Source organism: Paenibacillus glucanolyticus NBRC 15330 (assembly GCF_004000885.1).
Lineage (GTDB): Bacteria > Bacillota > Bacilli > Paenibacillales > Paenibacillaceae > Paenibacillus_AQ > Paenibacillus_AQ glucanolyticus.
Genome location: NZ_BIMC01000006.1, coordinates 205,996 through 230,301 on the forward strand (window position 1 = coordinate 205,996; position 24,306 = coordinate 230,301).

At 51.0% G+C, this 24,306-nt stretch carries 15 protein-coding genes; 9 read left to right on the top strand and 6 right to left on the bottom strand.

Going from position 1 to position 24,306, the window contains the following annotated elements:
• Window positions 1–521: 521 nt before the first annotated feature.
• On the top strand, window positions 522–2,480 hold the full coding sequence (locus PGL02S_RS12370; RefSeq protein ID WP_036641106.1) for a copper amine oxidase N-terminal domain-containing protein: 1,959 nt from the start codon (window positions 522–524) through the stop codon (window positions 2,478–2,480).
• A 120-nt stretch (window positions 2,481–2,600) separates the two neighbouring features.
• Here the strand turns inward: PGL02S_RS12370 and PGL02S_RS12375 are convergent, their stop codons facing one another.
• Both PGL02S_RS12375 and PGL02S_RS12380 read right to left on the bottom strand, forming a co-directional pair.
• On the bottom strand, window positions 2,601–4,055 hold the full coding sequence (locus PGL02S_RS12375; RefSeq protein ID WP_051449231.1) for an SLC13 family permease: 1,455 nt from the start codon (window positions 4,053–4,055) through the stop codon (window positions 2,601–2,603).
• Window positions 4,052–5,236 (bottom strand): glycerate kinase family protein, encoded by a 1,185-nt coding sequence (locus PGL02S_RS12380; protein WP_036641113.1) that lies wholly within the window; start codon window positions 5,234–5,236, stop codon window positions 4,052–4,054. The genes PGL02S_RS12375 and PGL02S_RS12380 overlap by 4 nt, the downstream gene beginning before the upstream one ends.
• Before the next feature lie 306 nt (window positions 5,237–5,542).
• Between PGL02S_RS12380 and PGL02S_RS12385 the strand changes: the two genes are divergently transcribed.
• The 6 genes from PGL02S_RS12385 to PGL02S_RS12410 all read left to right on the top strand — a co-directional run bounded on the left by PGL02S_RS12385 (window position 5,543) and on the right by PGL02S_RS12410 (window position 13,223).
• Window positions 5,543–7,852: a helix-turn-helix domain-containing protein gene (locus tag PGL02S_RS12385; protein WP_036641114.1), complete on the top strand. Its 2,310-nt coding sequence runs from the start codon at window positions 5,543–5,545 to the stop codon at window positions 7,850–7,852.
• A gap of 191 nt (window positions 7,853–8,043) precedes the next feature.
• Window positions 8,044–8,964, top strand: coding sequence for an ABC transporter permease (locus PGL02S_RS12390; protein WP_006208539.1), 921 nt, complete (start codon window positions 8,044–8,046; stop codon window positions 8,962–8,964).
• A 12-nt stretch (window positions 8,965–8,976) separates the two neighbouring features.
• Entirely contained in the window at window positions 8,977–9,837 is an 861-nt protein-coding gene (locus tag PGL02S_RS12395; RefSeq protein ID WP_006208540.1) for a carbohydrate ABC transporter permease, read from the top strand.
• 58 nt (window positions 9,838–9,895) lie between these two features.
• A complete protein-coding gene (locus PGL02S_RS12400) occupies window positions 9,896–11,446 on the top strand; it encodes an ABC transporter substrate-binding protein (RefSeq protein ID WP_036641117.1) in 1,551 nt (516 codons plus the stop codon).
• Window positions 11,447–11,473: 27 nt separating this feature from the next.
• A complete protein-coding gene (locus PGL02S_RS12405; RefSeq protein ID WP_036641120.1) occupies window positions 11,474–12,529 on the top strand; it encodes an amidohydrolase family protein in 1,056 nt (351 codons plus the stop codon).
• A gap of 322 nt (window positions 12,530–12,851) precedes the next feature.
• Window positions 12,852–13,223, top strand: coding sequence for a Rieske (2Fe-2S) protein (locus PGL02S_RS12410; protein ID WP_036641122.1), 372 nt, complete (start codon window positions 12,852–12,854; stop codon window positions 13,221–13,223).
• Between the two features lie 448 nt (window positions 13,224–13,671).
• Here the strand turns inward: PGL02S_RS12410 and PGL02S_RS12415 are convergent, their stop codons facing one another.
• The 4 genes from PGL02S_RS12415 to PGL02S_RS12430 form a co-directional block, all read right to left on the bottom strand.
• The gene (locus tag PGL02S_RS12415) at window positions 13,672–14,286 is read right to left on the bottom strand and encodes a hypothetical protein (protein ID WP_036641235.1); all 615 of its coding nucleotides are present in this window, start codon (window positions 14,284–14,286) and stop codon (window positions 13,672–13,674) included.
• A gap of 208 nt (window positions 14,287–14,494) precedes the next feature.
• Entirely contained in the window at window positions 14,495–15,037 is a 543-nt protein-coding gene (locus tag PGL02S_RS12420; protein ID WP_036641124.1) for a chromate transporter, read from the bottom strand.
• On the bottom strand, window positions 15,037–15,606 hold the full coding sequence (locus PGL02S_RS12425; RefSeq protein WP_036641237.1) for a chromate transporter: 570 nt from the start codon (window positions 15,604–15,606) through the stop codon (window positions 15,037–15,039). Before PGL02S_RS12425 ends, PGL02S_RS12420 begins: the two co-directional genes overlap by 1 nt.
• Before the next feature lie 54 nt (window positions 15,607–15,660).
• Window positions 15,661–16,143, bottom strand: coding sequence for an Lrp/AsnC family transcriptional regulator (locus PGL02S_RS12430; protein ID WP_006208546.1), 483 nt, complete (start codon window positions 16,141–16,143; stop codon window positions 15,661–15,663).
• A 369-nt stretch (window positions 16,144–16,512) separates the two neighbouring features.
• On the opposite strand from PGL02S_RS12430, the gene PGL02S_RS12435 reads away from it, so the two are divergent.
• Both PGL02S_RS12435 and PGL02S_RS12440 read left to right on the top strand, forming a co-directional pair.
• Window positions 16,513–17,610: a CapA family protein gene (locus PGL02S_RS12435; protein WP_036641126.1), complete on the top strand. Its 1,098-nt coding sequence runs from the start codon at window positions 16,513–16,515 to the stop codon at window positions 17,608–17,610.
• Between the two features lie 474 nt (window positions 17,611–18,084).
• Window positions 18,085–24,159 (top strand): phosphodiester glycosidase family protein, encoded by a 6,075-nt coding sequence (locus PGL02S_RS12440; protein ID WP_036641128.1) that lies wholly within the window; start codon window positions 18,085–18,087, stop codon window positions 24,157–24,159.
• Window positions 24,160–24,306: the final 147 nt, after the last annotated feature.

Below are 24,306 nucleotides of genomic sequence, written 5' to 3' on the forward strand. Positions count from 1 at the left end.
AACGTATCTCATGTCCGTTAGTCTCAAAAACAACACTTTTCCAGCTAAATAACGTATCCTCTGTCCGTTAGCCCCAAGAGCGGCAGCACCGTCACCACTACCACATCGCTACCATGTCACACCACCACCACTACGTCACCATTGCCACATCGCTACCATGTCACACCACCACCACTACGTCACCATTGCCACATCGCTACCATGTCACACCACCACGTCACACCACCACGTCACACAACCACCACTACCGCCAACTTGTCACCACCACCGTTACCCTCCCCTCACGGCTACGTTCCCACCGCCGCCACGCAACCGTGCCCCCAGGACCGCCATGCGACCATGCCCCCACCGCCGCCACGCAACCGTGCCCCCAGGACCGCCATGCGACCATGTTACCACCGCCACCATCAGCAACGCTGCCAAATTTTAATATGGTTTCATTCTATTGAATGGTATAATATTCCTGGTTCAAAATTACTAGATTTGAAAGTGATACATTCTAAGAGAGATGAGGTTCATGCATGTTAAAAAAAATGTTAATGCTGCTGTTAGCGGTGTGTATGATAGTCCCGACAGCTGCCGGAGCTGCTTATGGCGAGTCGGGCAAGGCAAGCTCTAAGATTGCGATGCTGCTGCCTGATGGCACACCCTTAATGGAGGATGGTACAGCTTGGGTTACTTATACCCGTCTTCCAATGACCAAAATCCCGCTTCCTATGGGTGGGGACCTGAAACAGATTGCGGGATCAAGCGAGTACGGATTCGGTGTGAACAATGCTGGTGGACTGGTCATGTGGGGAGAATCCGGTTTTCAGAATGTGGCGGGCCAGAGTAACGTAAAGCAGGTTGGACAAGGCTACTGGCTGACCTCTGATGGCAACGTTAACCGCCTGGATAGTTCCAAACCGCAAGCCGTAAAGGGCTTTGAGGGGATTTCCATATTTGATGAGAATAAGGGTATTATCGGTGGTGTTACCCAGTCGGGGACAGTATTGTATCACAATAGCGCCTATACGCCGGAGCCCGTGGCCCTGGGTCAAGTGACGGATGTGAACTCCATTCGCAAAATTAAAGTGGCCGGCGACTATGCCGCTATTTTATATAATGACGGAAGGCTCGTACTGTTCAGTACACTTCGCATTAATGGCAGCACAACCTACCTGTCACAAAAACTGATTCAAGATGCAGCTGACATTTCTTTTGGTAAAGAACAGAAGTTGATTATTGTGAAAAAGGATGGGACTGTGTGGAATGCCAAATTGGATGTGTTCACTCAAACATTCGAAATGAACCCGTTGAACGGGATCAGCGGGGTTCAACAGATTGTGGGAATTGGAGGTTCCAAAAGCTTTTTCGCACAATTAATGGATGGCACATGGATAGAGTATGATAACGGACAACAATACGATGTGCCAGTTCCAAGCATTACCAGCGTTACGCTAAAAGTATCGAATAGTAAGCCGAAGGTAGGAAGCTCCATTACTCCAACTGTTGAATTTCAGTATGGTAATGGAGAGAAACACAAGATTCCGGGCAATATGATCGCTTTGTCTGTAGATAAGCCGCACATCATCAAAGCGGTAGAGAAGGGAGCCTACAAAATCCTAGGTGTGGGTGAAGCCACTCTGACGGTGGATATTGCCGGCAAGAAGCAATCGGTCAAGATCGTTTCGGGACTTGGCAAGCCGCTCGAGAACGCCAAGCAGGAGAAGGGTATTACTTATTTGCCGCTGAAGCGGGTATTTGAAGCTTTGGGAGGCACGGTTCAGTATCAGGCAGCTTCCAAGACCTTTGATATTACCATAGGGGAGACGGAGATATATGTTAAGGCGGGTAGTAAACAGGCGAAGATCAACGGTAAAACCGTAAACATGAAAGGAGCTCCGATCCAGAATAAGGGGGAGACACTGGTGTCAGCGGACCTGTTAACCGCAGCGCTGGGTGCAAAGCTAAAGTGGGATGCATCCAAACAGCAAATGACCGTCGCCCTGGGATCAGCACAATTTGTTGTGGAGGGCGAGCAGAAGAAGGCGCAGAACTCCAGTTCAGGAGGAACTTCTGGTAAAAGCAAAATGTCTGCAGTCAATGCAAGCGGGAGTATGGCTGGGTGGAAACTGCTTAAAGGCCATGAATACGAAAAATCCTTGCGGATTTATTTTCAATACAAGAATGGCATCCTGGCTACCAAAACAGAAGATATCCGCAAGGTAGACTTGAATAAAAAGGTTACCTGGACGGATGATAATGGCCGCAAGCGTACCAATACCGTGCGTGAGATCTATTCCCTGTTTACATTGTCCAATGAATATACGTCAGAATGGCTCCTCAAGAAATTTGGCAAGCTCTATGAGGATTGGATGCTGACCTCCCTGGTTGATGCTAACCGGATTGTCGAGCAATACTTGCAGGAGACCGGTCAGATGCCGAGTTATGCTCCAAATGTAACGCTGACGCTGGATGCGGTGTTTGAGTACGAATAGGTTGGAATGATAATGAATTAGAGGACCTCCGGTTCGAATGGAAACATTTGATCCGGAGGTTTTTTCATGGAGCATCGTTCTTTGTTCTGCCAAACTCGAGGCTTTATTAAACATAACCCCTCACAACCTTAACCCCGTCCACTGCCAATATGTGTAGTAAAACAACAGCATGACACCCACATATAGAGGCATACATACCATGCTGAGCTTGACCAGGTCCTTGGCGGGATAAGAGACAGACTCATCCTCGTAATACAAGAGCAACGCTTTTGAGCTTACCGGAAATGTGATGCAGTAATTCATGCCCACCAGCGTCAAGAAAACGACGGCGGAAGCATTAAGCTGAAGCGTCTGGCCCAGCACGATAAATGCCGGGATCATCACCACGGCCCTTGTGGTATGGGATGTGATGTACAAGTGCGAAGTAACGGATACAAGAATGATGATCAGCAGCGTTATGAAGGGAGGGGCTGTCTCCAGAACACGAAGCTTGCTGAACACAATCTGCTGGAGCCAATCCACCACGCCATTCTCAACAAGGGCTTTTCCCAGAGCAGTGGCAGCTGCCACAAACATGATCAAATTCCAGGAAACGCTCTTCATTCCCTGCTTCCATTCCATAATCCCGATGGAAGGCAGCATGAGCAGCATGGCACCAGCCATCGTAATGAACGCAATGTCATAACCATGCCATCCTTCGGTCATCCACAGGACAACCATCCCGGCAATCAAGCCGAGGGTTTTCTTCTCACTGCCAGACAGGGGAAGCTTCTCTGAATACTGATGTCCGGAAGGGATGATATTGCTTTGCGGTTCATCCTTCCAAAACATTATTTTTACGCATAATAGAGCCAACCCGCACATGACAAGCGCAAAAGGCGCTCCCCATATCACCCATGTTACATAGGAGATGTCTGCCCCTGTTGCCCCGTTTAACAGCCCGATCCCAATGATGTGAGAACCGGCCCCGATGACCGTTGCAGACGAAGCGAGCAATATCATCACGGGAAGAAGCATGGCAACCGATTTTTTCTGCTGATCATTCTTCAATAAAGCGTGCAGCTCTCTCACAATGGGAAGTGTCAGGGCGGCTCGTCCGGAGGTAGACGGTATAAAGAAAGTCAAAGGCTGAATCACGAACGCGAGCCACCATAAAAAATGTTCGGGCTTGCGTGCGCGCAGCAGCATAAAGCGAGTGAAGCGAGCGGCCAGACCGCTGGTCTTGACGCTTTCGCCGATGATAAACGAACCGATCATCAGCCAGACGATTTCTTCGGCAATGGATTCGTAAAGCAATGAAGGAGGGGCGCCCTTCAAGGCAACGATGCAGACAAGAGCCCCCAGCGCAATCCATCCCGCCGGCATCTTGGTGAAAATCCATAAAGCCATGGCGATGATAAAAAAAATGAAGGCAGTTTTACCGGAGTACGATAAATGTTCAACCGAAGCGATCCAAATGCTGCAGCCTGCAAAACCGGATAGCATCCATAACCCTTTTGCAGGCCGGATAGACGGCGCTCCGGGGCCAGCCTTGTTCAGCGGCTGGTCTGCGGATGGCATGTATTCAGGCTTCATAATGGCCGATATCCTTCGTTGAGCGTACGGTGGGCGATCTGATACCCGATACGCACATGCCGGAGAGCAGCTTCGGTACTGTCTGCGATCCACGGCGATGCGTTTAAGATCGCTTGATCCAGTGAGGCCGGCGTCTGAATAATGCTTGCATAGGCGTCGATTCCATTCTCATAATTAATGGCAGCATTTTCTCCAATGGTTCCTGTAATGGCAATCACGGGGATTCCTTTGGATTTGGCTATTCGCGCAACCTCCGAAGGAATTTTTCCGTTGGGGGTCTGGTAATCCAGGCAGCCCTCGGCCGTTAACACCACATCGGCTTCCAGGATATGCTGCTCGATATTTATGTATTGCATAATCACCTCGTAACGGGGATGAAGTTTCGCGTTGGCAAAAGCAACCAAGCCCGCGCCTAAACCTCCGGATGCTCCGCTTCCGGGAGCCAAGGCGATATCCACGCCAAGCTGGTTGTGTATCAGATGGGCATAGTGCTGGAATGCACTTGCCAAGTGCTCCACTTCTTCAGCAGTGGCTCCCTTCTGCGGACCAAAAACATGGGCAACGCCGTCCCGTCCGCACAGCACATTGTGCCAATTACAGGCTACGTCAATGTGTACATCCGTGAGTCTGGGGTCCAAGTCAGCCAGATCGATGGATCGTACTTTAGCCAAATCGCCGCCGCCTCGAATATAGACCGGCTGCCCGGCTTCATCTGTAAAAACAGCTCCTAGCGCCTGCGCCATCCCTGCACCGCCGTCGGAAGTGCCGGAATCGCCGCATCCAATCAGAATATGATCCACTCCAAAGTCGAGTGCCCCCAGGATCAGCTCTCCCACACCATATGTCGTTGTCCACAGCGGGTTCCGCTGCTCCCTTGGAACTAGCTTTAAGCCAGCGACTGCTGCCATCTCGATGACCGCTGTTTTCTTGTTGTTTTCCGTGTAAACACCAAAATAACTCGTAATGGGTTGACCAACGGGACCCGTAACTTCCTTGTGATACAGACGTCCATGCTTTATATTTACGATGCTCTTGGCAAAGCCCTCACCGCCATCAATCATCGGAATGACGGTGATGCTGGCATCCAAATTCAGACGATGAACGCCCATTCGCATCGCTTCACCGACTTCTTCCGCATCCAGGCATTCCTTAAACCCTGACGGAATCATAACGATTTTCATATCATATCCTCCTGTTGTCTGTTGATGTTCTAACTGTAGAACAGAAAAACGAGAGGAGGGTTAGAGGCAAATTAGAATTTGCTGTGAAATAATTCCAAGATGGATTGGGAGGAAAGCGGCCCCTGCTTAGCATAATAAAGATATTTTTTATTCTCAGATTTTATCGATCAATCCAACGTATCCATCTACTGTTAGCCTCCCTCCCTAGATTCCTGCGGCGAATATTATAACTTACATCAAAATATAGTAAACGTAACTGCAAGCCCGCTGGACTTGCGATTTAGAAATGCAAAGGGGGGGACAATCATGAAACGAAGGACACCGCCTGTCCAAACGGCTGGGCCTGGGGACACCTATTCTTCGCCTCCCAGAAGACAGACCCTTTATTGGAGGTTGTTCGCCAACTATTTTCTCCTCATTCTCATTCCCGTTATTGCGGCATCGGTTCTCGCGCAGGTGCTTGTCGTTCGAATTATTGAGAAGGATGCCGAGCGCTTCAACAGCATCATGATGAGCCGATTCTCCGAGCAGACGGATACCGAGCTTCAGTCCTTGAAGACCAGCATGATCAATATCCTCAGCACATCGAGATTGCGGAGCGTGCTGCTTGCACCGATGTCTTCGTCGCCGGATGGTCAGCAGCTTCCGGAACTGCTTCATTCGCTGCGGGAGCAGCTGCAGCAGCTGGAATCGGATGATTTGGTCGATAAGGCTTATTATTATTTTGTACACCAGGACCTTATGATTGATGCCGAGACCTACACGAATAAAGCGTATTACTTCCATTCCCGCTATCCCTCGGACCTGAACCGTCGTCCTCAGCTTGAAGCCGAATTATCCGGCAAGAAAATGATGGATTTCTTGGATTCCCCTGCCTCACTAACGGCTTCCATGAGCTACCCGTTCAACACCGCCGCTCCTGAAGTATATCTCCTGGTCGAAGTGAAACGAGACAAGCTTCAGGAGCAGATTCATGTTCCGGAGAGCTGGGTCACGGGCACGGCCATTGTGGATGATACGGGAAGAGTGTTATCCCAAACCGGCTTGACCGGGCAGGATCAGGATGCACTGCAGCAGCGAATACACACAGAGGGCATAGCCCCGCAATTTACGATATCGGACAAGCTCGGGATGTCTTTCATGACCTCAAGCTTCGATGAGTCCTGGCATTATATCAGCATGATCGATTTAGGTACCTTAATGAAGCCGGTGCATATTACCCGCTTTATCAGCTGGTTGTTCCTTGTCTTTTTCCTGATTGTCGGCGCTCTGATTTCGTATTATTTAAGCCGCCGCTTATATCAGCCGATTCGGGAAATCAAGGAAGGGCTGAGATCGCATCACTTCTCGGGGAAGGCCATCCGCCACGAAGGGAATGAGTTCGATGTCATTAAACGCTATTCCCAGTTCATCATGACGGAGAATAAAGAGCTGTTTCAGATGGTGAGCGGGATGCTTCCCATCGTGCAGGAGCAGTTCTTCACGAAAATACTGCTGGGTCAGTATCGTGACGCGTTATCCATTGAGTATTATGCGAAGGAGATTGAATTCTCGTATAGCGAAGCTGCGGCAAGAGCCGTCCTGTGCATCTCATTCCACATGGACCCGTCGATTTACGAGTCCACGTCGGAATCGACCAAGACTTTTCTGCTGACAGAACTCAAGGAGAAGATTCACCGACTTGCACCCGGTATGGTATGGATTTGCCAGACAAGGCCGGATTTACTGGCCTGCATCGTTCAGTTTGATCCGCAGTTGGAGGACCATCCGGTAAGGATGGCGGAGCAGATTCGCCGCATATTCCTGGAGTACAGCACTTATTACAGAGCGACGATCGGAATCGGCAGAACCGTTCACGCCATGGAAGAGCTGCACCAGTCCTATGAGCATGCCTTGGCCATGCTGAAGTATCGGGGACTGCACTCTGCCGTTGAAATTTGCAGCAGCCAGCCTTGTCGGGAGACGCAGCAATGGGACCCTTTTCTGTCCGTGCAGGAGGTCCAGCGGATTCACAATCAGTATAAAACCAGGGAGTACGATAAGCTGCTCCAATCCGTGAATACTCTGCTGGAGGAGGGAAAGCGCAAGGACGCGGCAGCTGTGCAGATGAAATATTTGCTGGCAGATGTGCTGAATACCTGGATCCGGGCGGTAGAATCGGAGCGGAGCGAATTGAACGTCCCTTATTATGCCGGTCTATTCGAACGATTGAATCGGTGCATGACATGGGACGAGCTGACGCACTGCTTTCAGGATATTCACGGGTTTTTGTTCCGGAAGCCGGTATCAAGCAGTCGAAGTCAACAGTTCATGGAGGTCGTGGAATACATCCATGAGCATTATGATCAAGAGCTGTCGATCGAGTATTTTGCCGGGCTGATGAATATGTCCAGCGGACATTTCAGCCGTACCTTCAAGGATGAAATCGGCGAGAAATACGTGGAGTATATTGCCAAATACCGGCTGATGAAGGCCAAGCAGTTTTTGCTCGAAACCGATTTGAAAATCGACGAAATTGCCGAGAAGGTGGGATATTGGGGCAGGAATTCATTCATTCGGGCTTTCCGCCGATACGAAGGCATCACACCGGCCAAATATCGGAGCTCCCACCAATAGGAGAGAAGAGACTGCATTATTTTCTGAAGTCTCTTTTTTTGCATGGAACCAAGCGGGAAGCCTTGCGCCATGGGCGCTGCAAAACGAGTGTCTCGAGGAAAAGATGCATGCTAGACGCGGGAGAAACACGGCTCGTATAGTGGGGACAACAACACACGAATGTAAATGCTTTCAATCGGAGGTGGGGATTATTGGCGCAGCTAACACGAATCGGCTATGTTCTGAAAAAACATAAAGCGCTCTACTTGCTGATGCTGCCTGGCATTTTGTATTACTTGATATTCAAGTACGCGCCGATGTACGGCATCATCATCGCCTTCCAGGACTATTCGATCGGCAGGGGCATATTGGGAAGCAAGTTTGTTGGATTCAAGCATTTGATTGAATTTTTCTATGTTACCCCCGATGCATGGAAGCTGATTCGCAATACCATCATGCTGAATGTGTACGATCTTCTCTTTCACTTTCCGGCGCCGATTATACTGGCGGTTCTGTTTCATGAGCTGAAGGGGAAATGGTTCAAACGGTTTGTGCAGAACATCAGCTATATGCCGCATTTCCTGTCCACCGTTGTGATTGCGGGCATTCTGGTCACCTTCCTGTCCCCGACAACTGGCGTGGTTAACCATCTGCTCGTCAAGACGTTTGGCATCGAGCCGATCATGTTTCTGGGCATGCCGGAGTGGTTCCGGACAGTTTATGTGGGCTCCGAGATATGGCAGAAGGTGGGATGGGGCACGATTCTCTATTTGGCTGCCATTGCGGGGATTGATCCGACACTGTACGAAGCGGCCAGGATGGATGGAGCGAACCGGTGGCAGCAGGCCCGGCATATTACATTCATCGGCATGGTGCCGGTCATGATTATTTTGTTCGTGCTGTCTCTCGGCAATTTCATGGAGGCGAGTTTTGAGAAAATATTGCTGCTCTACAACACGATGAATTACGAAACGGCGGATGTCATTAACACCTTTGTGTACCGGCGGGGCATTCTTGACGCCGATTTTAGCTTCGCAACCGCGGTGGGCCTGTTCCAATCGGCGATTGGCTTCATTCTGGTCGTAGCGGCCAATCGGATGGTACGCAAATATTCGGAGACCAGCCTGTGGTAAGGGAGGTGCGTGATGAAAAAGCAGGAAAGCTTAGCCTCGAAGCTGTTTGATGTACTCAACGTATTGTTCATGATTGTGCTGATTATTGTAATGGCCTACCCCATGGTGTACGTATTCTCGGCTTCCATCAGCAATAATGCCCTGGTTGCGAGTGGAGCCGTGCTGCTCTGGCCGAAGAAGATTACGCTGGTCGCGTACGAGCAGCTTGTCTATAACCCCGATCTCTGGGTGAGTTATTGGAATACCATTCGTTACACCTTCGTGCAGACGGTACTGACGCTGATTGCTACCTCCGCGATGGCATATCCGCTTGCGAAGCGGTGGCTGCCCGGCCGAAGGGTAATTTTGCTGCTGGCCGCCTTCACGCTTCTGTTCAGCGGGGGCATGATTCCGACGTTCCTGATCGTTCAGAAGCTGGGGATGCTGGATACGATATGGGCCATTGTGCTTCCGTCGCTGATCAGCACCTGGTACCTGTTTATTATGCGGACATTCTTCGAGGCCTTGCCGGAGGAGCTGGAGGACGCGGCTGCCATCGACGGATGCGGGTCCCTGCAGATTCTCGTGCGGATCGTACTGCCGTTATCCGTACCGGTGATGGTCACGATCGGTCTGTTCACGGCCGTGAATCAATGGAACTCTTTTTTCAGCGCTTTGATCTATCTGAATGACCGGGATATGTACCCGCTGCAAATCATGATGCGCAATATCCTGATCGCCGGTACGAATGTGCAGGGCGAAGGGGATCTGACTCATCTGGAAACGCTGAAATACGCCATGATCATGATTGGCACACTGCCGATTCTGTGCGTCTATCCGTTTATCCAGAAATATTTTGTACAAGGCACGATGATTGGAGGCATTAAGGGGTAGCTGTGGATTTTATGAAAATCCATCTCTATACGTTGTCATTATAAAAGGAGGTTAGGAAATGCAGCGAAAGGGGTTCAGAACGGCGATTGCCATCCTGCTGCTTGGTGTGATGCTTGTTACGGGGTGCACCAGTGGCAGCAAAGATGACTCGGGGACGTTAAGTCCTGACAAACCGGTTACCTTCTCATGGCTGGTATACGACCGGGTGGAGGGGAAGGTTCGGGATGACTGGGAGATTTTCAAAGAGATTGAAGCCAAGACGGGCGTGAAAGTGAAGTTTCAAATCGTAAGCCAGGAAGGACTTGAGGAGAAAAGGCAGATCATGATTGCGACGAACACCGCTACGGATTTTATCCAGGTACCGACGCAGGATGGCAGGGAGCATGGACCGGAGAAGGTATTCTTAAACCTGAATGATTATTTGGATCGGGCACCTAATCTCAAAGCATTTTACGAGAAATATCCTGAAGCCAAAGCGCTGGCAACGGGCACGGATGGAGGGCTGTACACGGTACCCGTCCTGGAAGGGGATGCGGAAGGCAAGGGATTTAACTTCATCTGGTATGCCCGCAAGGACATTATGGATCAGTACGGGATTCAGGCGCCCACCACGGTGGATGAATTTTATCAGTATCTGCAAACATTGAAGGAAAAGGTTCCGGATTCCTATCCGCTCATCTCAAACGCTATTGTTGGGGATACGGGACTGTATACGACATTCGGGCGCATATTTACCGGCATCAGCGGCTTTTATAATCTCGATCCGACAACGGATCAATATGCGTTCGCTCCATACCATGAGAATTATCAGGATATGCTGGTATTTCTGAACAAGCTGTACGCGGAAAAATTGCTGGATCCGGAATTCTCGCTGCTGACGCAAGCGCAGTGGGAGGAGCGAATATTAACCGGCAAATCGCTGGTTACGTTTTTCTGGAAGGCGGATCTGGAGTCGCTTGTAGCGAAGGCGCGCGGTGCCGGTACTGCCGAATATGAGCTGGATGCCATTCCTTCCTTTGCCGCTGAAGGGATCAAGAACTACCAGTTCTCCCGTCCGGTCGTAGGTACTGTCGGCAGAGCCATTTCGGCGAAAGTCAAGGATAAGGAGCGCGCGGTTCAATTCCTTGATTATTTGGTCAGCGAAGAGGGAACGAACTACCTGTCCTTAGGCATTGAAGGCAAATCATATACGATGGAGAACGGCAAGGCGGTATACAACAAGGAGTTCGGCGAATCTCCGTTTAATGCCCTGCGTAAGGATTGGGGCGTATGGTATGACCTTATCACCTTGAATAACGCCAAATCCCGTGAAGTGTGGGAGCGCGGTTTGAGCGAGAAGAGCAAGGATATCAACGCAAGGTATGAGCAGTATATCGTCCCGGCACCGAAGCAGATTGTCAAGACGGAAGAGGAGCTGGAACTGGAAAAATCAAAACTCAACAATCTGAACAAATTCCTGGAACAGAAGGTGACGGAGTTCGTAACCGGCAAAACACCAATTAACGATACGACGTACCAGCAATTTATCGATCAGGCCAAGAAACTTGGTTCCGACGAACTCCTTGCTATGTATAACACGGCGTATACACGCACATACGGCGACAAGTAATCTGCGATAGAGTGGAGGAATCAGGCAATGGACGACTACCAAATTATCGATGTCGACGTTCATAACGAACAGGACGATCGGGCGCTGCTTCCGTATTTGCAGGAGCCCTGGCGTTCGCGGGTAGCGGCATCCGGCATCGGTTATGCCGGGTCCGGTTACTATTCGCCGATCGGCGTGATGAAAAAAGATTCGATCCCTCCGGGGGGAGGCAAAGCCGGCTCCGACCCTGACTATATGATTAAACAGCTAATCGAAGGCTACAACCTGGATTACGCTGTACTGACGGGGGTCGTCTACAACATCTCGTCGACACATGACCCGGATTACGCAGCGGCCATATGCTCGGCCTATAACGATTATTTGATAGCCGAGTGGCTCGGCAAGCATAAAGCCTTCAAGGGCGCGATGGCGGTAGCCACCCAGGATCCGCTGCTGGCGGCACGCGAGATTGACCGGATCGGCGGCCATCCGGATATCGTAGAGGTCATGATCTCCAGCGCGGCGCGTTCGCCGCTCGGGCAGCGCCACTATCATCCGATTTATGAAGCGGCGGAGCGCCATGGTCTTCCGGTCGCGCTCCATCCGGGAGCGGAAGGCGGCGGGAGCTCGACGGCTCCCACCGCGGCCGGCTACCCGGCACGCTACATTGAGTGGCACACCTGCCTTTCCCAGATGTTTATGGCCCATCTGGTGAGCATGGTCTGCGAGGGCGTGTTCGTGAAGTACCCGAACCTTAAGGTGGTTCTGGTTGAAGGCGGTGTGGCCTGGCTGCCGGGCCTGATGTGGCGGCTGGATAAAAATTATAAAGCGCTGCGCGCAACTGTGCCCTGGCTTACGAGAATGCCAAGTGAGTACATCCGGGATCACTGCTTCTTATCCACGCAGCCGATTGAGGAGCCGGACAATCCGCAGCATCTCATCGATCTCTTCAATATGATCGATGCCGAGAATATGCTGCTGTATTCCAGCGATTACCCGCACTGGGACTTCGACTCGCCGGGGCATATTTTGCGGGGCCTGAAGCCCGAGGCGCGGCGGAAGATCTTTTGCGAGAATGCGAAGCAGCTGTACCGGCTGGATTGAGGGGATGGATGAAGAAGGCACGAGGTTGAAGACTACGGCATCCAACCAATAGAGCATGAGGTGGAGGACACTACGCATCCAGGTAACTATGTACGAGGTAGAGGACGGACTCATTCAACTAATTGTGCATGAGGTGGAAGACAGACTCATTCAACTAGCGCACGAGGAGAATAACGAACTTACCCGACGAATAGCGACGAGATCCAATGATTGCGATGAGATATCCTACTAATTGAGCATTAGAGCCAATTATTGTGATGAGATATCAAATTAATTGAGCAAGAAATTCAATGAATAGCGGTTAATGGCAAGGAGGTGCAGAATGGGAATACATTACGTGCTGGCGGAGGGGGATATTCCGGATGATGGGCATGCGGTCGTAAATATTGAAGGACGCGAAATCGGCATTTACCGGATCAATGGCGAATACCACGCGATTCTCAATTACTGCCCGCATCAAGGGGCGCCGATCTGTGCGGGGCTCGTCTCCGGGACGACGCTTCCCTCGGAGGTGTACGACTACGAATACGGTCGGGCAGGCGAAATTGTCCGCTGCCCCTGGCACGGCTGGGAGTTCGACCTGCAGACAGGCAAGTCGCTGTTCAGCGACCGCATTCGGGTGAAGAAATACAAGGTGGAGGTTCATGAGGGCAAGGTTGGTGTGGTGATGGGGAGGAAAGTAGTTGGTGGGTAACGGATTGATGGAAGTAATGGAGGAACAGGTGGAGTATATGGTGGGAGAAATAGGTCACTCAAGTCACCCGCCGGCTTTCATCGGACTGTAGATCCGTTATTTCGTATTATAAGTCGTTTTTTTACAATGTTCCGGACACCAGATCCGCTAATGCACGGATTACGGGTACAAATACTAAGTAAGACAGTAAATAAGGTCCTATGGGTCCGTTCACCCTCTCAAAAGTACTGTTTTTCGAGAAATAAGGTATCCTGTGTCCGGTACGGGAGGCAACTTCCATAATCATCACAATTGGATTAGCCCAACAAGAACGAAAAGAGCGAGTGTCGAGGGTTATTTACCTTCAACTCGCTCTTTTAAATAGCTGCGGACCACGTCGTGGTCTGGGAACTAGGAACTTTAAAAACAGCATAACTCTGTGGAAGTGCATTTTTAAAGTACGACTGACCTATTGTTGAACTGGTTTCATTGATTTTGCTACTTCAATCATTTGCTCCCTAGTAAACACAACGCTACTCATTTCAATGTAAGTATCGCCTTGAATCCATGTCAGAAAGCCGCCATTCTGTTGACTGGATGCCCACGACTTAAATCTCCCTTCGATATCGTTCCATGTAACCGGTTCGCCACTCAGATCGAATTTAAATTCATATTCTACCTGTTTGGTTTTAGTGGTCTTGTTTTTAATATCGATGCTTGTAATGGACCGAGTAGTCTTGTAACCGCGGGCTTTATGCTGTTCAACTCCCATTAAATAAATGTCTCCGGACATGTCAAAGTAGCTAAACCGGGTGAAAGTGATTATTTTGTTCCCGGGAAGGTGCGGATAAGGAACTGGAATCTCCAGTTTCCAATCGGTGTGCGGCAGTTGTGGAGCATAAACTACAAAATCCGTGTCCTTGCTGAGCTGTTGCAAAGCTTGAGTTTGCAATGCCTGGCGTTCGACTGGCTGTTCAGTTACAGCCGCCTGCATGGCAGCAGTTCCATGATCATCTGCCGATGCCCCGTGCGGTAATCCAAACAAAAATATGGCACATAATAGTGCCGACATTACTTTCTTCATGTTATACAATCACTCATCACTCCAGCACTATTTGTTTAGGATAGTTTTTCCCGGTTAACCCAATTTATCCCTTCGAAAAAGCTGCTGGCTTGCATTAAAGACTACGTTATATCGTAGTCTTTTTTGTTAAGCACCCTAAGAATTATATTGGTTGCGTTCTATGAAGTATATTTGTTTGCAGTATATGGTTTGCAATGAATCAAGCCCCTCACACCACCCGCGACAACACTAACCCCCCGTAGGCAAACGCGGCCAGGATCACCAAGGCCGGGTGGATTTTGCGGATGTTCATGGCCCAAAAGGCGACGGCGGCGATGCCGAGCGACTGCAGGAGGCCGATGGAGATGAAGGAGCTTTTGCCCATCTGCCAGGTCAGGGTTAGCATCATGATGGCGATGACTGGCTGGACCAGGAGGGTCATGCCTTTGACGACCGGTGACGTGCGGTATTTTTGCAGCAGATTCAGCAGCCAAATGAGGGCGACGGCGGAAGGAATAACCGTAGCCGCGAGGGCAAGGGACATGCCCATCCAGCCGTATACGTCATACCCGACAAAAGCGGCGATTTTGGTGGCGATCGGACCGGGGAGTGCATTGCCAAGCGCAAGCATGTTGGAGAACTCCAGATCGGTCAGCCAGCCGTGGTTGGTGACGATCTCCTTATACATGAGCGGGATGGAAGCGGGACCGCCGCCATAACCGAGCACGTTAGCAATGAAAAAACTGATCAGCAGCTGCAGCCATTCTTCCATTAAGCGGATCCCTCCTTGTCCCGTTTTTGTTTTTTCAATTTGGATACGGTTTTGAAATGCACCGTGCCGTAAGCGAGGAACAATATAATCACAATGGCCGGATGAATCTGGAAACTCTCCAGCAGGAGAAACGATACGGCAAAAAATCCGATTCCGGCATAAATGCCGAGGCCCTTCACGGCCTTCTCGCCAAACTCGTAAGCCATCGTTCCCAGCATGACGGCAATGACCGGCGTCACGCCTGCAATCATGCCGGCGACCACTGTGGAGCTGCTGAGGAAGGTGACGGCAGACAGCAGGGCAATCATCGCGATACAGGTTGGGAGGATGTGCGCAAGAACGGCGACAACCGCGCCGAGGGCTCCTTTTTCCCGGTAGCCGAGATAGGCTGCCATCTTCGTGGCGATCGGGCCCGGAAGCGCGTTGGCCAGCGCGAGCACCTCCCCGAATTCATCGTCGCTCAGCCAGTGATAGCGTACAACGGCTTCGTGCCGTATCAGCGGAATAACGGAAGGACCACCGCCGTAGCCGAGTATTCCGGTTCGGACCATGCCGAACGTTAATTCCATGTAGGGGTTGCTATGTTTACTGCTCAAAGGTATGAGTCCTTTCTGTTGTGGGAGTTAGAGCCTGATGCCCATGCGGCTTTTATACCGCTTGATCAAGATTTGGGTGTCTACACTCGTAATGCCGGGAAGCGGGTAGAGTTTCTCATTTAAAAACATTTCCATTTCCTTATGATTGGTAAACAGTCCGTGCATATGCAGTTTGCTGGGCCCGGTCATATGATAGAGGCTCGTTACATACGGCTCGTTCTCCAGCGTGTCCGCCACTTGCTGCAGATATTTGGGCTCGACCTCCACGTTGAAAAAAGCAGACACCGAAATCCCCACCTTTTCCGGATTAATGACCGCCGCGAACCGTTCAATAATGCCGTCGTCCATCAGGGCACTGACCCTGGCCTGAACGGCGACACGGGATAATCCGATTTCCTTGGCCAGATCTGTGTACGAGATTCGACCGTTCTTGCCAAGAATCGCCATGATCCTGCGGTCTGTATCGTCAATCACGGGAGGAGAATTCTCCCCGTTAGAATGAATATCCATCGAATGCAGCTCCTTTAGCTTTACTTATATGTAAGGGATTTCTCAGTATTTTATTACAAAACGCAATCAAATCATTCCAATCCATTACGATAAGTCTAAATATATAAGGTATTCATAATGTTTTCAATATGATTTGCAAAGTTTGAAACTTTTTGCGTGCTTTTCAAGTCTAAGTCTATGAATAGAAAATGATAGATTTTCATTCATTGGGTAGTATTACTAAGAATATGAATCTGCATTCAGGAGTCAATTACATTCTATCTATTAAATGGGTTATTTTATAAAATTACCCTTTTATATCAATATATGATAGGATAATGAAGGTGAATTGCTAGCTTCTTAGAATCTCTTATTGAAAGGCGGCACGGTATGAAAAGATTATTTTGCCTCATTCTGGTTCTCGTTATGATTCTCCCGGTCAGCATGGTTTCAGCAGCGGATGCAAACGGGAAGGAGAGTCAGAGCAAGGCACAGGAAGCCAAGAATAAATCGGGGAATACCACGCAAGCGAATAAATCAAAGGACAAACCGATCAGTCTTGTGTTTGTAGGTGACATTCTATTAGACGGTTATGTAGGTAACCAGATTGAGCGGTTCGGTAATTTATATCCGTTCAAGAAGGTAGCTCCCATATTGAAAAAGGCTGACATGGCATTCGCCAATCTGGAGACACCGGTCTCCATTCGGGGCAAGGCAGCAGATAAAACCTTTGCCTTCCGTTCGAAGCCGGAAACACTCCAAGGCCTGGCCTATGCGGGCATCGACGGCGTAACACTCGCCAACAACCACATTCTCGACTATGGACAGCAGGCAATGCTTGATACCATCACACATCTGAAACGCCAGAAGATCGGCTACACGGGAGCCGGGCACAATCTGGATGAGGCCTTCAAGCCTTACGTGCAGAACATTGACGGGAAAAAAGTCGCGGTGCTCGGGGTGAGCCGGGTACTCTCGGGCAATTCCTGGATCGCAGGCAAGAACCACCCGGGTGCCGCTTCCGCCTACACAATGGAGCCGATGCTGACGCACATCAAGAAGTCCGCGAAAAACAACGATTTTACGATTGTGTATATCCACTGGAATCAGGAGTTTGCCGACTATCCGGAAGAATACGCTCGCACGATGGCGAAGCAGATGATCGACGCGGGTGCTGACATCATCGTTGGATCGCACAGCCACGCATTGATGGGCATAGAGTATTACAAGAACAAACCGATTTATTATTCGCTCGGAAACTTTGTGTTTAACCGCTCGACCCGGGGCGGGGATAAGACACTGCTGTCGATGATGGTGCATTTCGAGATTCAGGGCTCCAAGATCACGAGCCGGATCACGCCAGTGAAGATTATCAATGGTCAACCGAACCTGATGGACAAGACCTACAATAAGAACATCATTGCGAAGCTGAATAAATTGTCCTACAACGCGAAGATTGATGCCAACGGCAACGTCAGCAAAAAATAATAGGGATTCTCAAAAACAACTGCGGCTATTAGCTGCGGTTGTTTTTTTATGCGCACTCAAAAAAGCCTCCGCGAAAAAATGTCGGAAACTGGCGACAAGGCTTTTTTTCATTCCTCGTATTCGACAAAAACTGCTTTTACGCCACCCGACCGGAAATTCCTGCTCCAAAAATAAAATAAAGTTTTACTTAATGTATTGTAATTTGAAATAAAATTTCAATATGATGAAGGGAGATAAGACAAGTTATTTTGGGCACAGGAGGCGGTGGATACGGATTGGCAGCATACTTTTTTGCAGTCCTTCCAGCTAATGACTGAATGTAAAGCCCCTGCGGCAGAGTTAACTTCGTCTTAATACAGAATGGAGGTGGAATTAACAAGCCAGCGTTATACTTCCGAGTAGGTCTTTCGTTCGCGGACAGATATACACCGGGGAAGAACAGAGTCCAAGCATAGAGAAGGAGGAATTGATGACATGTTAAGGAGTAAAAAGAAAATATCGTCGCTGCTGAGCGGCGTGATGTTTCTGTCTTTGCTGTTTCCCGCAGGACAAGCTGCAGCAGCCAATCCGGCAGCCACCGCGCCATCGGTTATAGATATGCGGCAGATGGAGATCGGGCCGGGCGCTACATATACATGGGCGAATATGCAAAAGGGCAGCGGCGAGCAGAAGGTTCACATGGTGGAGTTTAATCCATCGCAAGGGAATCTGGAGCTTCAGCCTGGCCTGACGGACGGCAAGGTTTATGGCATGCAGGGTGTCAGCAAAATGGCATCCGATGCAGACCAGAAGGACAACCGCGTCATCGCGGCGGTGAACGGAGATTTCTACGATATGTCCACGGGCATTCCGCTCGGATTGTTCATGGGTGACGGGGAGCTTCTGACAGACCCGCCTGGCGGGAGGAACGCCTTTGGGATCAAGAAGGACGGGACCAGCCTGTATGGCAGTCCGAAATTAACGAAAAACGTGACGATTGGCGGAACCGTAAGCAGCTTATCCTCCATCAACCGTTTAAGAGGCGCGGATGCACTTGTTCTCTATACCGAAAAATTCAATGCCACAACAATGACCAATAACCTTGGAGACGAGGTTATTCTGGATATCGTGAGCGGCAGAGTTGCCAGCGGCGAGACCTTGACTATGAAGGTGGCCTCTACTCTTAAGGATCAGGGAAATTCGCCGATAGGTCCGGATCAAGTGGTTCTGTCCGCTTCGGGCTCGCAGCGGAACAAACTCGCCGGGCTGAAGGTGGGGGATGAATTAAGCGCAAGTTTTCAGCTGGATAACGAGTGGCAGGACGCCACGATGGCGATCGGCGGAACGGTGATGCTGGTGCAGGATGGCGTAGTCCAGCAGCATACCGATCCGGCCGTACATCCGAGAACGGTGGTTGGCACTAAAGCCGATGGCTCCGTTGTGCTGTTCGAGGTTGATGGCCGCCAGCCGGGCTTTAGCGAAGGGCTTAACTACATCGAGCTCGGTGAAATGCTGCAGGAGCTCGGCGTGGTTAACGCATTGAACCTGGACGGAGGCGGTTCGGCTACCTTCGTTGCCCGCCTGCCAGGGGAAACGGCGCGCAAAGTGCTCAACTCGCCATCGGACGGTGGGGAGCGCAAGACAGCCAACGGGATTCTGCTGGTGAACACAGCACCCGAGGGAGCTGCGAACAAACTTGTTGTGGCTCCGACGCTGGAACGAGTGCTGACAGGTTCCTCCGCTGCCTTTAAGACGGCAGCCGTGGATCAGAATCTGCATCCGTCCCAGATGACGGAGACCGCGATATGGAGTGTTGATCCTGCCTACGGGTCCATCGACGCCAGTGGTAAATTTACGGCCGGCAACCAACCGGGAGTGACCGAGGTATCTGTACAATCCGGCAATCTGACCGGAACAGCCGTTTTGGAAATCGTGGATGAGCTGACCGAGCTCAAATTCTCTGACGCGGTGAAGACCTTCTCTTCCGGCTCGACCGAGACACTCAAGGTCTCGGCGCTTCGTAATGGTCAAGTGGTACAGGCCGACAATAGCCGTTTGGAGTGGCGAGTGGAAGGCGATATCGGGACGATTGACGGAAATGGAACGTTTACCGCCACGGACAAGCAGGACGTCAGTGGCAAAATCTTCGTGAAGTACGGTCAAATTGAGACCTCAATCGAAGTAAACGTAGGACTTCCACCGGTGATGCTTGAGGATTTTGAGAATGGCTTAAGCCGTTATAAACCAAGCTCCGGCGCGCAGATCAAATCGACCAAGGTATCCATTGAAACCGATGAGACCTATATTCGTTCCGGTAATGGCGCATTGAAGCTGGAGTATGATTTTACAGGGATGACCGGCACCTCCGGCGCTTATCTCCAGACAAATGGTACAGCAGACAATATCGAAATTCCGGGCTATCCGGAGAAGATCAGCATGTGGGTGTATGGAGACGGCAACGCGCACTGGCTCCGTGCCCAGATTCGTGACAGCAAAGGAGCGATCCCCCTCGATTTTACCGATCAGACGGTCGGCGTTAATTTCAAGGGATGGAAGTATCTCGAAGCGTCCGTTCCCAAAGGAAGAACTCTTCCACTGGTGATGGACATGCCGGTTCGTTACATGGAAACGCAGGCAACGAAAAAAGACGCCGGAGCTATCTACGTGGACGAAATTCGCGCATTATACGGTCCGGCCCATGACGATATCGAGCCGCCGGTTCTGAAGAATTTCTCGCCCGTTAACGGTGCGGAGATCAAGGTGAACACACCGACCATTACCGTGTATGCCGAGGATGCAGGTTATGATCCTGTGACACATCCGGGCACCACCCTGATTGATCCGGACAAAATCCGGTTTTATCTGGACGGCAGTCTGGTACAGCATACCTTGTATCCGCCGGAAGGAAGAATTCATTACACGCCGAACGTTCCGCTTGCCGATGGTGTCCATCAGGCGAAGGTCACCGTCCGTGATCTCTCGGGTAACCAAACGACTGAGGAATGGAACTTCACCGTAAATACAGGTGCGGCCAGGGTAGTGTACGATACACCGGACACGGTCTATGCGGGAGGCGGCTACACGCTGGATATCGGCGGGGTGAAGACGTCCCAAATCCGCAGTGGTCATATCGATTTCCAATTCGATCCCACCAAAGTGGAGAATCTGGAGCTCATACCGGGGGACAAGCTGAGTCCAGCCCAGGTTAGCGCAGACATTGACGCTACAACAGGAAAGGTCAAAGTGACCTGGAAGGACATCCATACCGCATCCCTGTTGGATACGGATTGGATCGGCCAAATCCGGTATGATGTGAAGAAGAACGCAACCGACAGCAGCATCATATCGCTTACGTCCGGGGCTGTATCTTTCACCGATACGGGGAATACCGAATTTTCATTCTTCGGTCTTCCGATGGAATCCAGGATCGCAACGCATTATACGCTGAGCTGGAATCAGGAAGGAACGGTGCAGGGATACGAGACCGAATTTAAAGTGAGCGATGCCCAGGGTCAGCCTGTGGAAGGTGTACAGATCATGGCTGATGCAGCAGCGGTGGGAACAACGGATGCAGCGGGTATCCTGAAGACGGGGACTCTGACCTCCCAGGTCAAGACGTATACGGTGCAGGCGGTGAAAGGCAATCAATACAGTCCGGCACTGGAATTCAAGGTTTCGCCGCTGGCCGGAAGCCCGACGCCGTTCAACATCAGCGTAGGCATGGGCGAAGATCCGACTACGTCGCGGATGTTCAACTGGCATACAGACCCGGCAACGGACGGGACCATCTTGGAACTGGCCAAGAAATCCGAATTTACGGATTTCGATGTCCCGAATGTCCAGAAAATCGATGGAACCAGCGAGCTGTACCATACCTTGGATCTTGGGACGGTCCGCGTCCATAAAGCGACAGCGTCCGGCCTTGAGCCAGGCACAGAGTATGTGTACCGTGTCGGTGACGGCCAAGGCCATTACAGTGCTCAAGGCTCGTTTAAAACGACCGAGCTTGCGGGAGACACCACGAAATTCCTGTATTTTGCGGATTCTCAGGCCTCTACCGCCAAAGAATTCGAGCTGTGGGGGAACACAATCGACAAAGCGGCAGCCGAGCATCCGGATGCCGAATTCATGGTCCATGCCGGTGATATGGTGGACAAGGGATTCCTGGAAGAACAGTGGAACTATTGGTTCGCTGAGGCCCAGAAGCATTTTCTGAATACAACGTTAGTGTCGACCATTGGCAACCATGAAGTGATGGGGACCAAGGAGAACGGGGATTTCCTGGCTCACTTTAACCAGCCGGGCAATGGTTTGGACAGCCTGAAGGGAACGAACTTCTCATTTGATTACAAAGACGTTCATTTCATCATGCTGAACAGCGAGTATCAGCTGGAGGAGCAGAAGCAATGGCTCCAGCAGGATCTCGCTGACAATGACAAGAAATGGACCGTCGCGATGTTCCACCGCGGGCCTTACGGCAGCATTTACGATACCGCCGAGGTGCGCAGCTTGTGGGCGCCCGTGCTGGAGGAATTCGGCGTGGATCTTGTATTAAACGGTCATGATCATATTTATATTCGTTCCTACCCGATGATGGACAATCAAATCGCTGCGGACGGTCAGGGCACGACTTACGTTGTAGCGGGATCGTCAGGTCCCAAATTCTACTCCCATACGGAGCGGGGATGGCATGAGGTGGTCGACGACGAACAGACTCAGATGTACGCCTCCGTGGAAGTGAAGGGAGACGAGCTTCATTTTGTAACCAAAACGGTTGGCGGACGTGTCGTGGACGAGTTTACGCTGACGAAATCGGGAACGAAGCCAGCTCCGGAGCAGATTATAGTGAGCCCGGACCAGCTTAAGCTTGCCGTCGGCGAAAGCCGTGAATTGCAGGCTGAGGTAAAGCCAAGCGGGGCCGAACGAACCGTAGTATGGTCCGTATACAGCTCCGAACCGTCGGATGACATCGTCAGCGTATCAGCAGACGGCATTGTGACGGCTCAAGGACTGGGGAATGCGGTCGTAAGAGCAACCAGCACGGCGGCACCGGATGTGTATACAGACGTGAATATTTCGGTAGATCGAATCCCGAATGGCAGCATGGAATCGATCGCCTTAAGCGGCAAATCCGAGCTGAAGGTTGGGGATACCGATAAGACGGTTACGGAGGCGGTTTATACCGACGGCAGCCGTATCCGCTTAATCGAAGGCGTAACTTATCTGAGCAGTAAGCCGGAGATAGCCTCGATTGATGAACAGGGCTTGGTACGGGCTTTAGCAGAAGGGGCAACTGTCATTTCGGCAACCTACGAAGGGTTCAAGTCGGAGTACGCCTTGAAGGTGATCACCCGTGGCGGAGGCAATCCCGATCCGGGAACGGAGCCGCCAGTAAATCCACCGGTGAACCCACCGATAAATCCACCAGTACAGCCGCCCGTGACACCGCCGTCTGGCAGTATCACCTTGTCGGCCATTGAGCTTGCAGCTAAGCTGTCGAACGGGCAAGTGACCTTGTCAGTGGATGGAAGCTTTACGGACCTCACATTGCCGGGCAATGCGGCTGACATTCTTAAGGACGGCTCCATACGAATCGAGGCGAACAACTTGGCCATAACGATTCCATCCAAGGTGCTCCGCCAGCTGGGTGGTCTTGCAGATGCTGGCCAGCTTGAGAAGGGCACCATCAAGCTGAGTGCCGTCACATTGTCGGATGCGGAGATGAAGGAGCGCATCGCGCAAGCCGTCCGTGTCTCCGGAGCGAAGCTGACAGCAGCCGGAGCTATGCTGGAGTTCCAGCTTGCTCTGACGACAGCAGATGGTCAGGTCCACCGCCTAACCGAGTTCGATCATCCGATGACGCTGGAACTGCCGTTATTCTCAGATGCCAAGGGTTCAAGAATCTCCATGTACTATTTGTCCGGCCATGGAGAGCTGGAGTACATTGGCGGTGTGAGCAAAGACGGTCGCATGTCAGCGGGAATACGTCATTTCAGTGCATACGGTTTGCTTGATTATGAGAAAACCTTTGCGGATGTGCCTTCATCGTTCTGGGCTGCGAAGGTTATCGGTGATTTGGCCGCGAAGCAGCTTATCCAAGGCATCAGCACGGAGCGCTTCGCACCGGCTCAGCAAGTGACCCGAGCCGAATTTGCTGCGATGCTGGTTCGTCTGCTTGACCTTCAAGCAGAACGTTCTGCACCGTTTGCGGATGTAGCTTCAGGCAAATGGTACGCGGAGGCTGTTGCGGCCGCTAGCGAGTCCGGCATCGTGAACGGACTCGGCCAAGACCGTTTTGCACCGGAAGCCCCGATTAAACGTCAGGAAATGGCGGCCATGCTGGTGCGCGCTTATGCCTATGCAATGAAGCAGCAGCAGGAGAACCTAGGCGCGAGCAGCGGATTTACGGATATCGCCGAATCTCCTGACTGGGTTCAGGAAGCGGTAGAAACTGCGTATGCCCTCGGTTTTATCCAGGGCCGCACGCCGAGCCGCTTTGCACCGGAAGGACTAACCACGCGTGCGGAAAGCGCGCAGGTTATCTATAATCTGTTGAATAAGCTGAAGTAAGGCTTAGGCGATTACGCCTCTCTCCACCTGTAGAACATCGCAGAGGAGAGAGGTGTTTATTTTTCAGGTAAAGTATGGCGGAAGTTCCGATATAATGATATACAGGGTCAATGAACGAAACGTAAGCCGAAGTTACACCTATTCAGC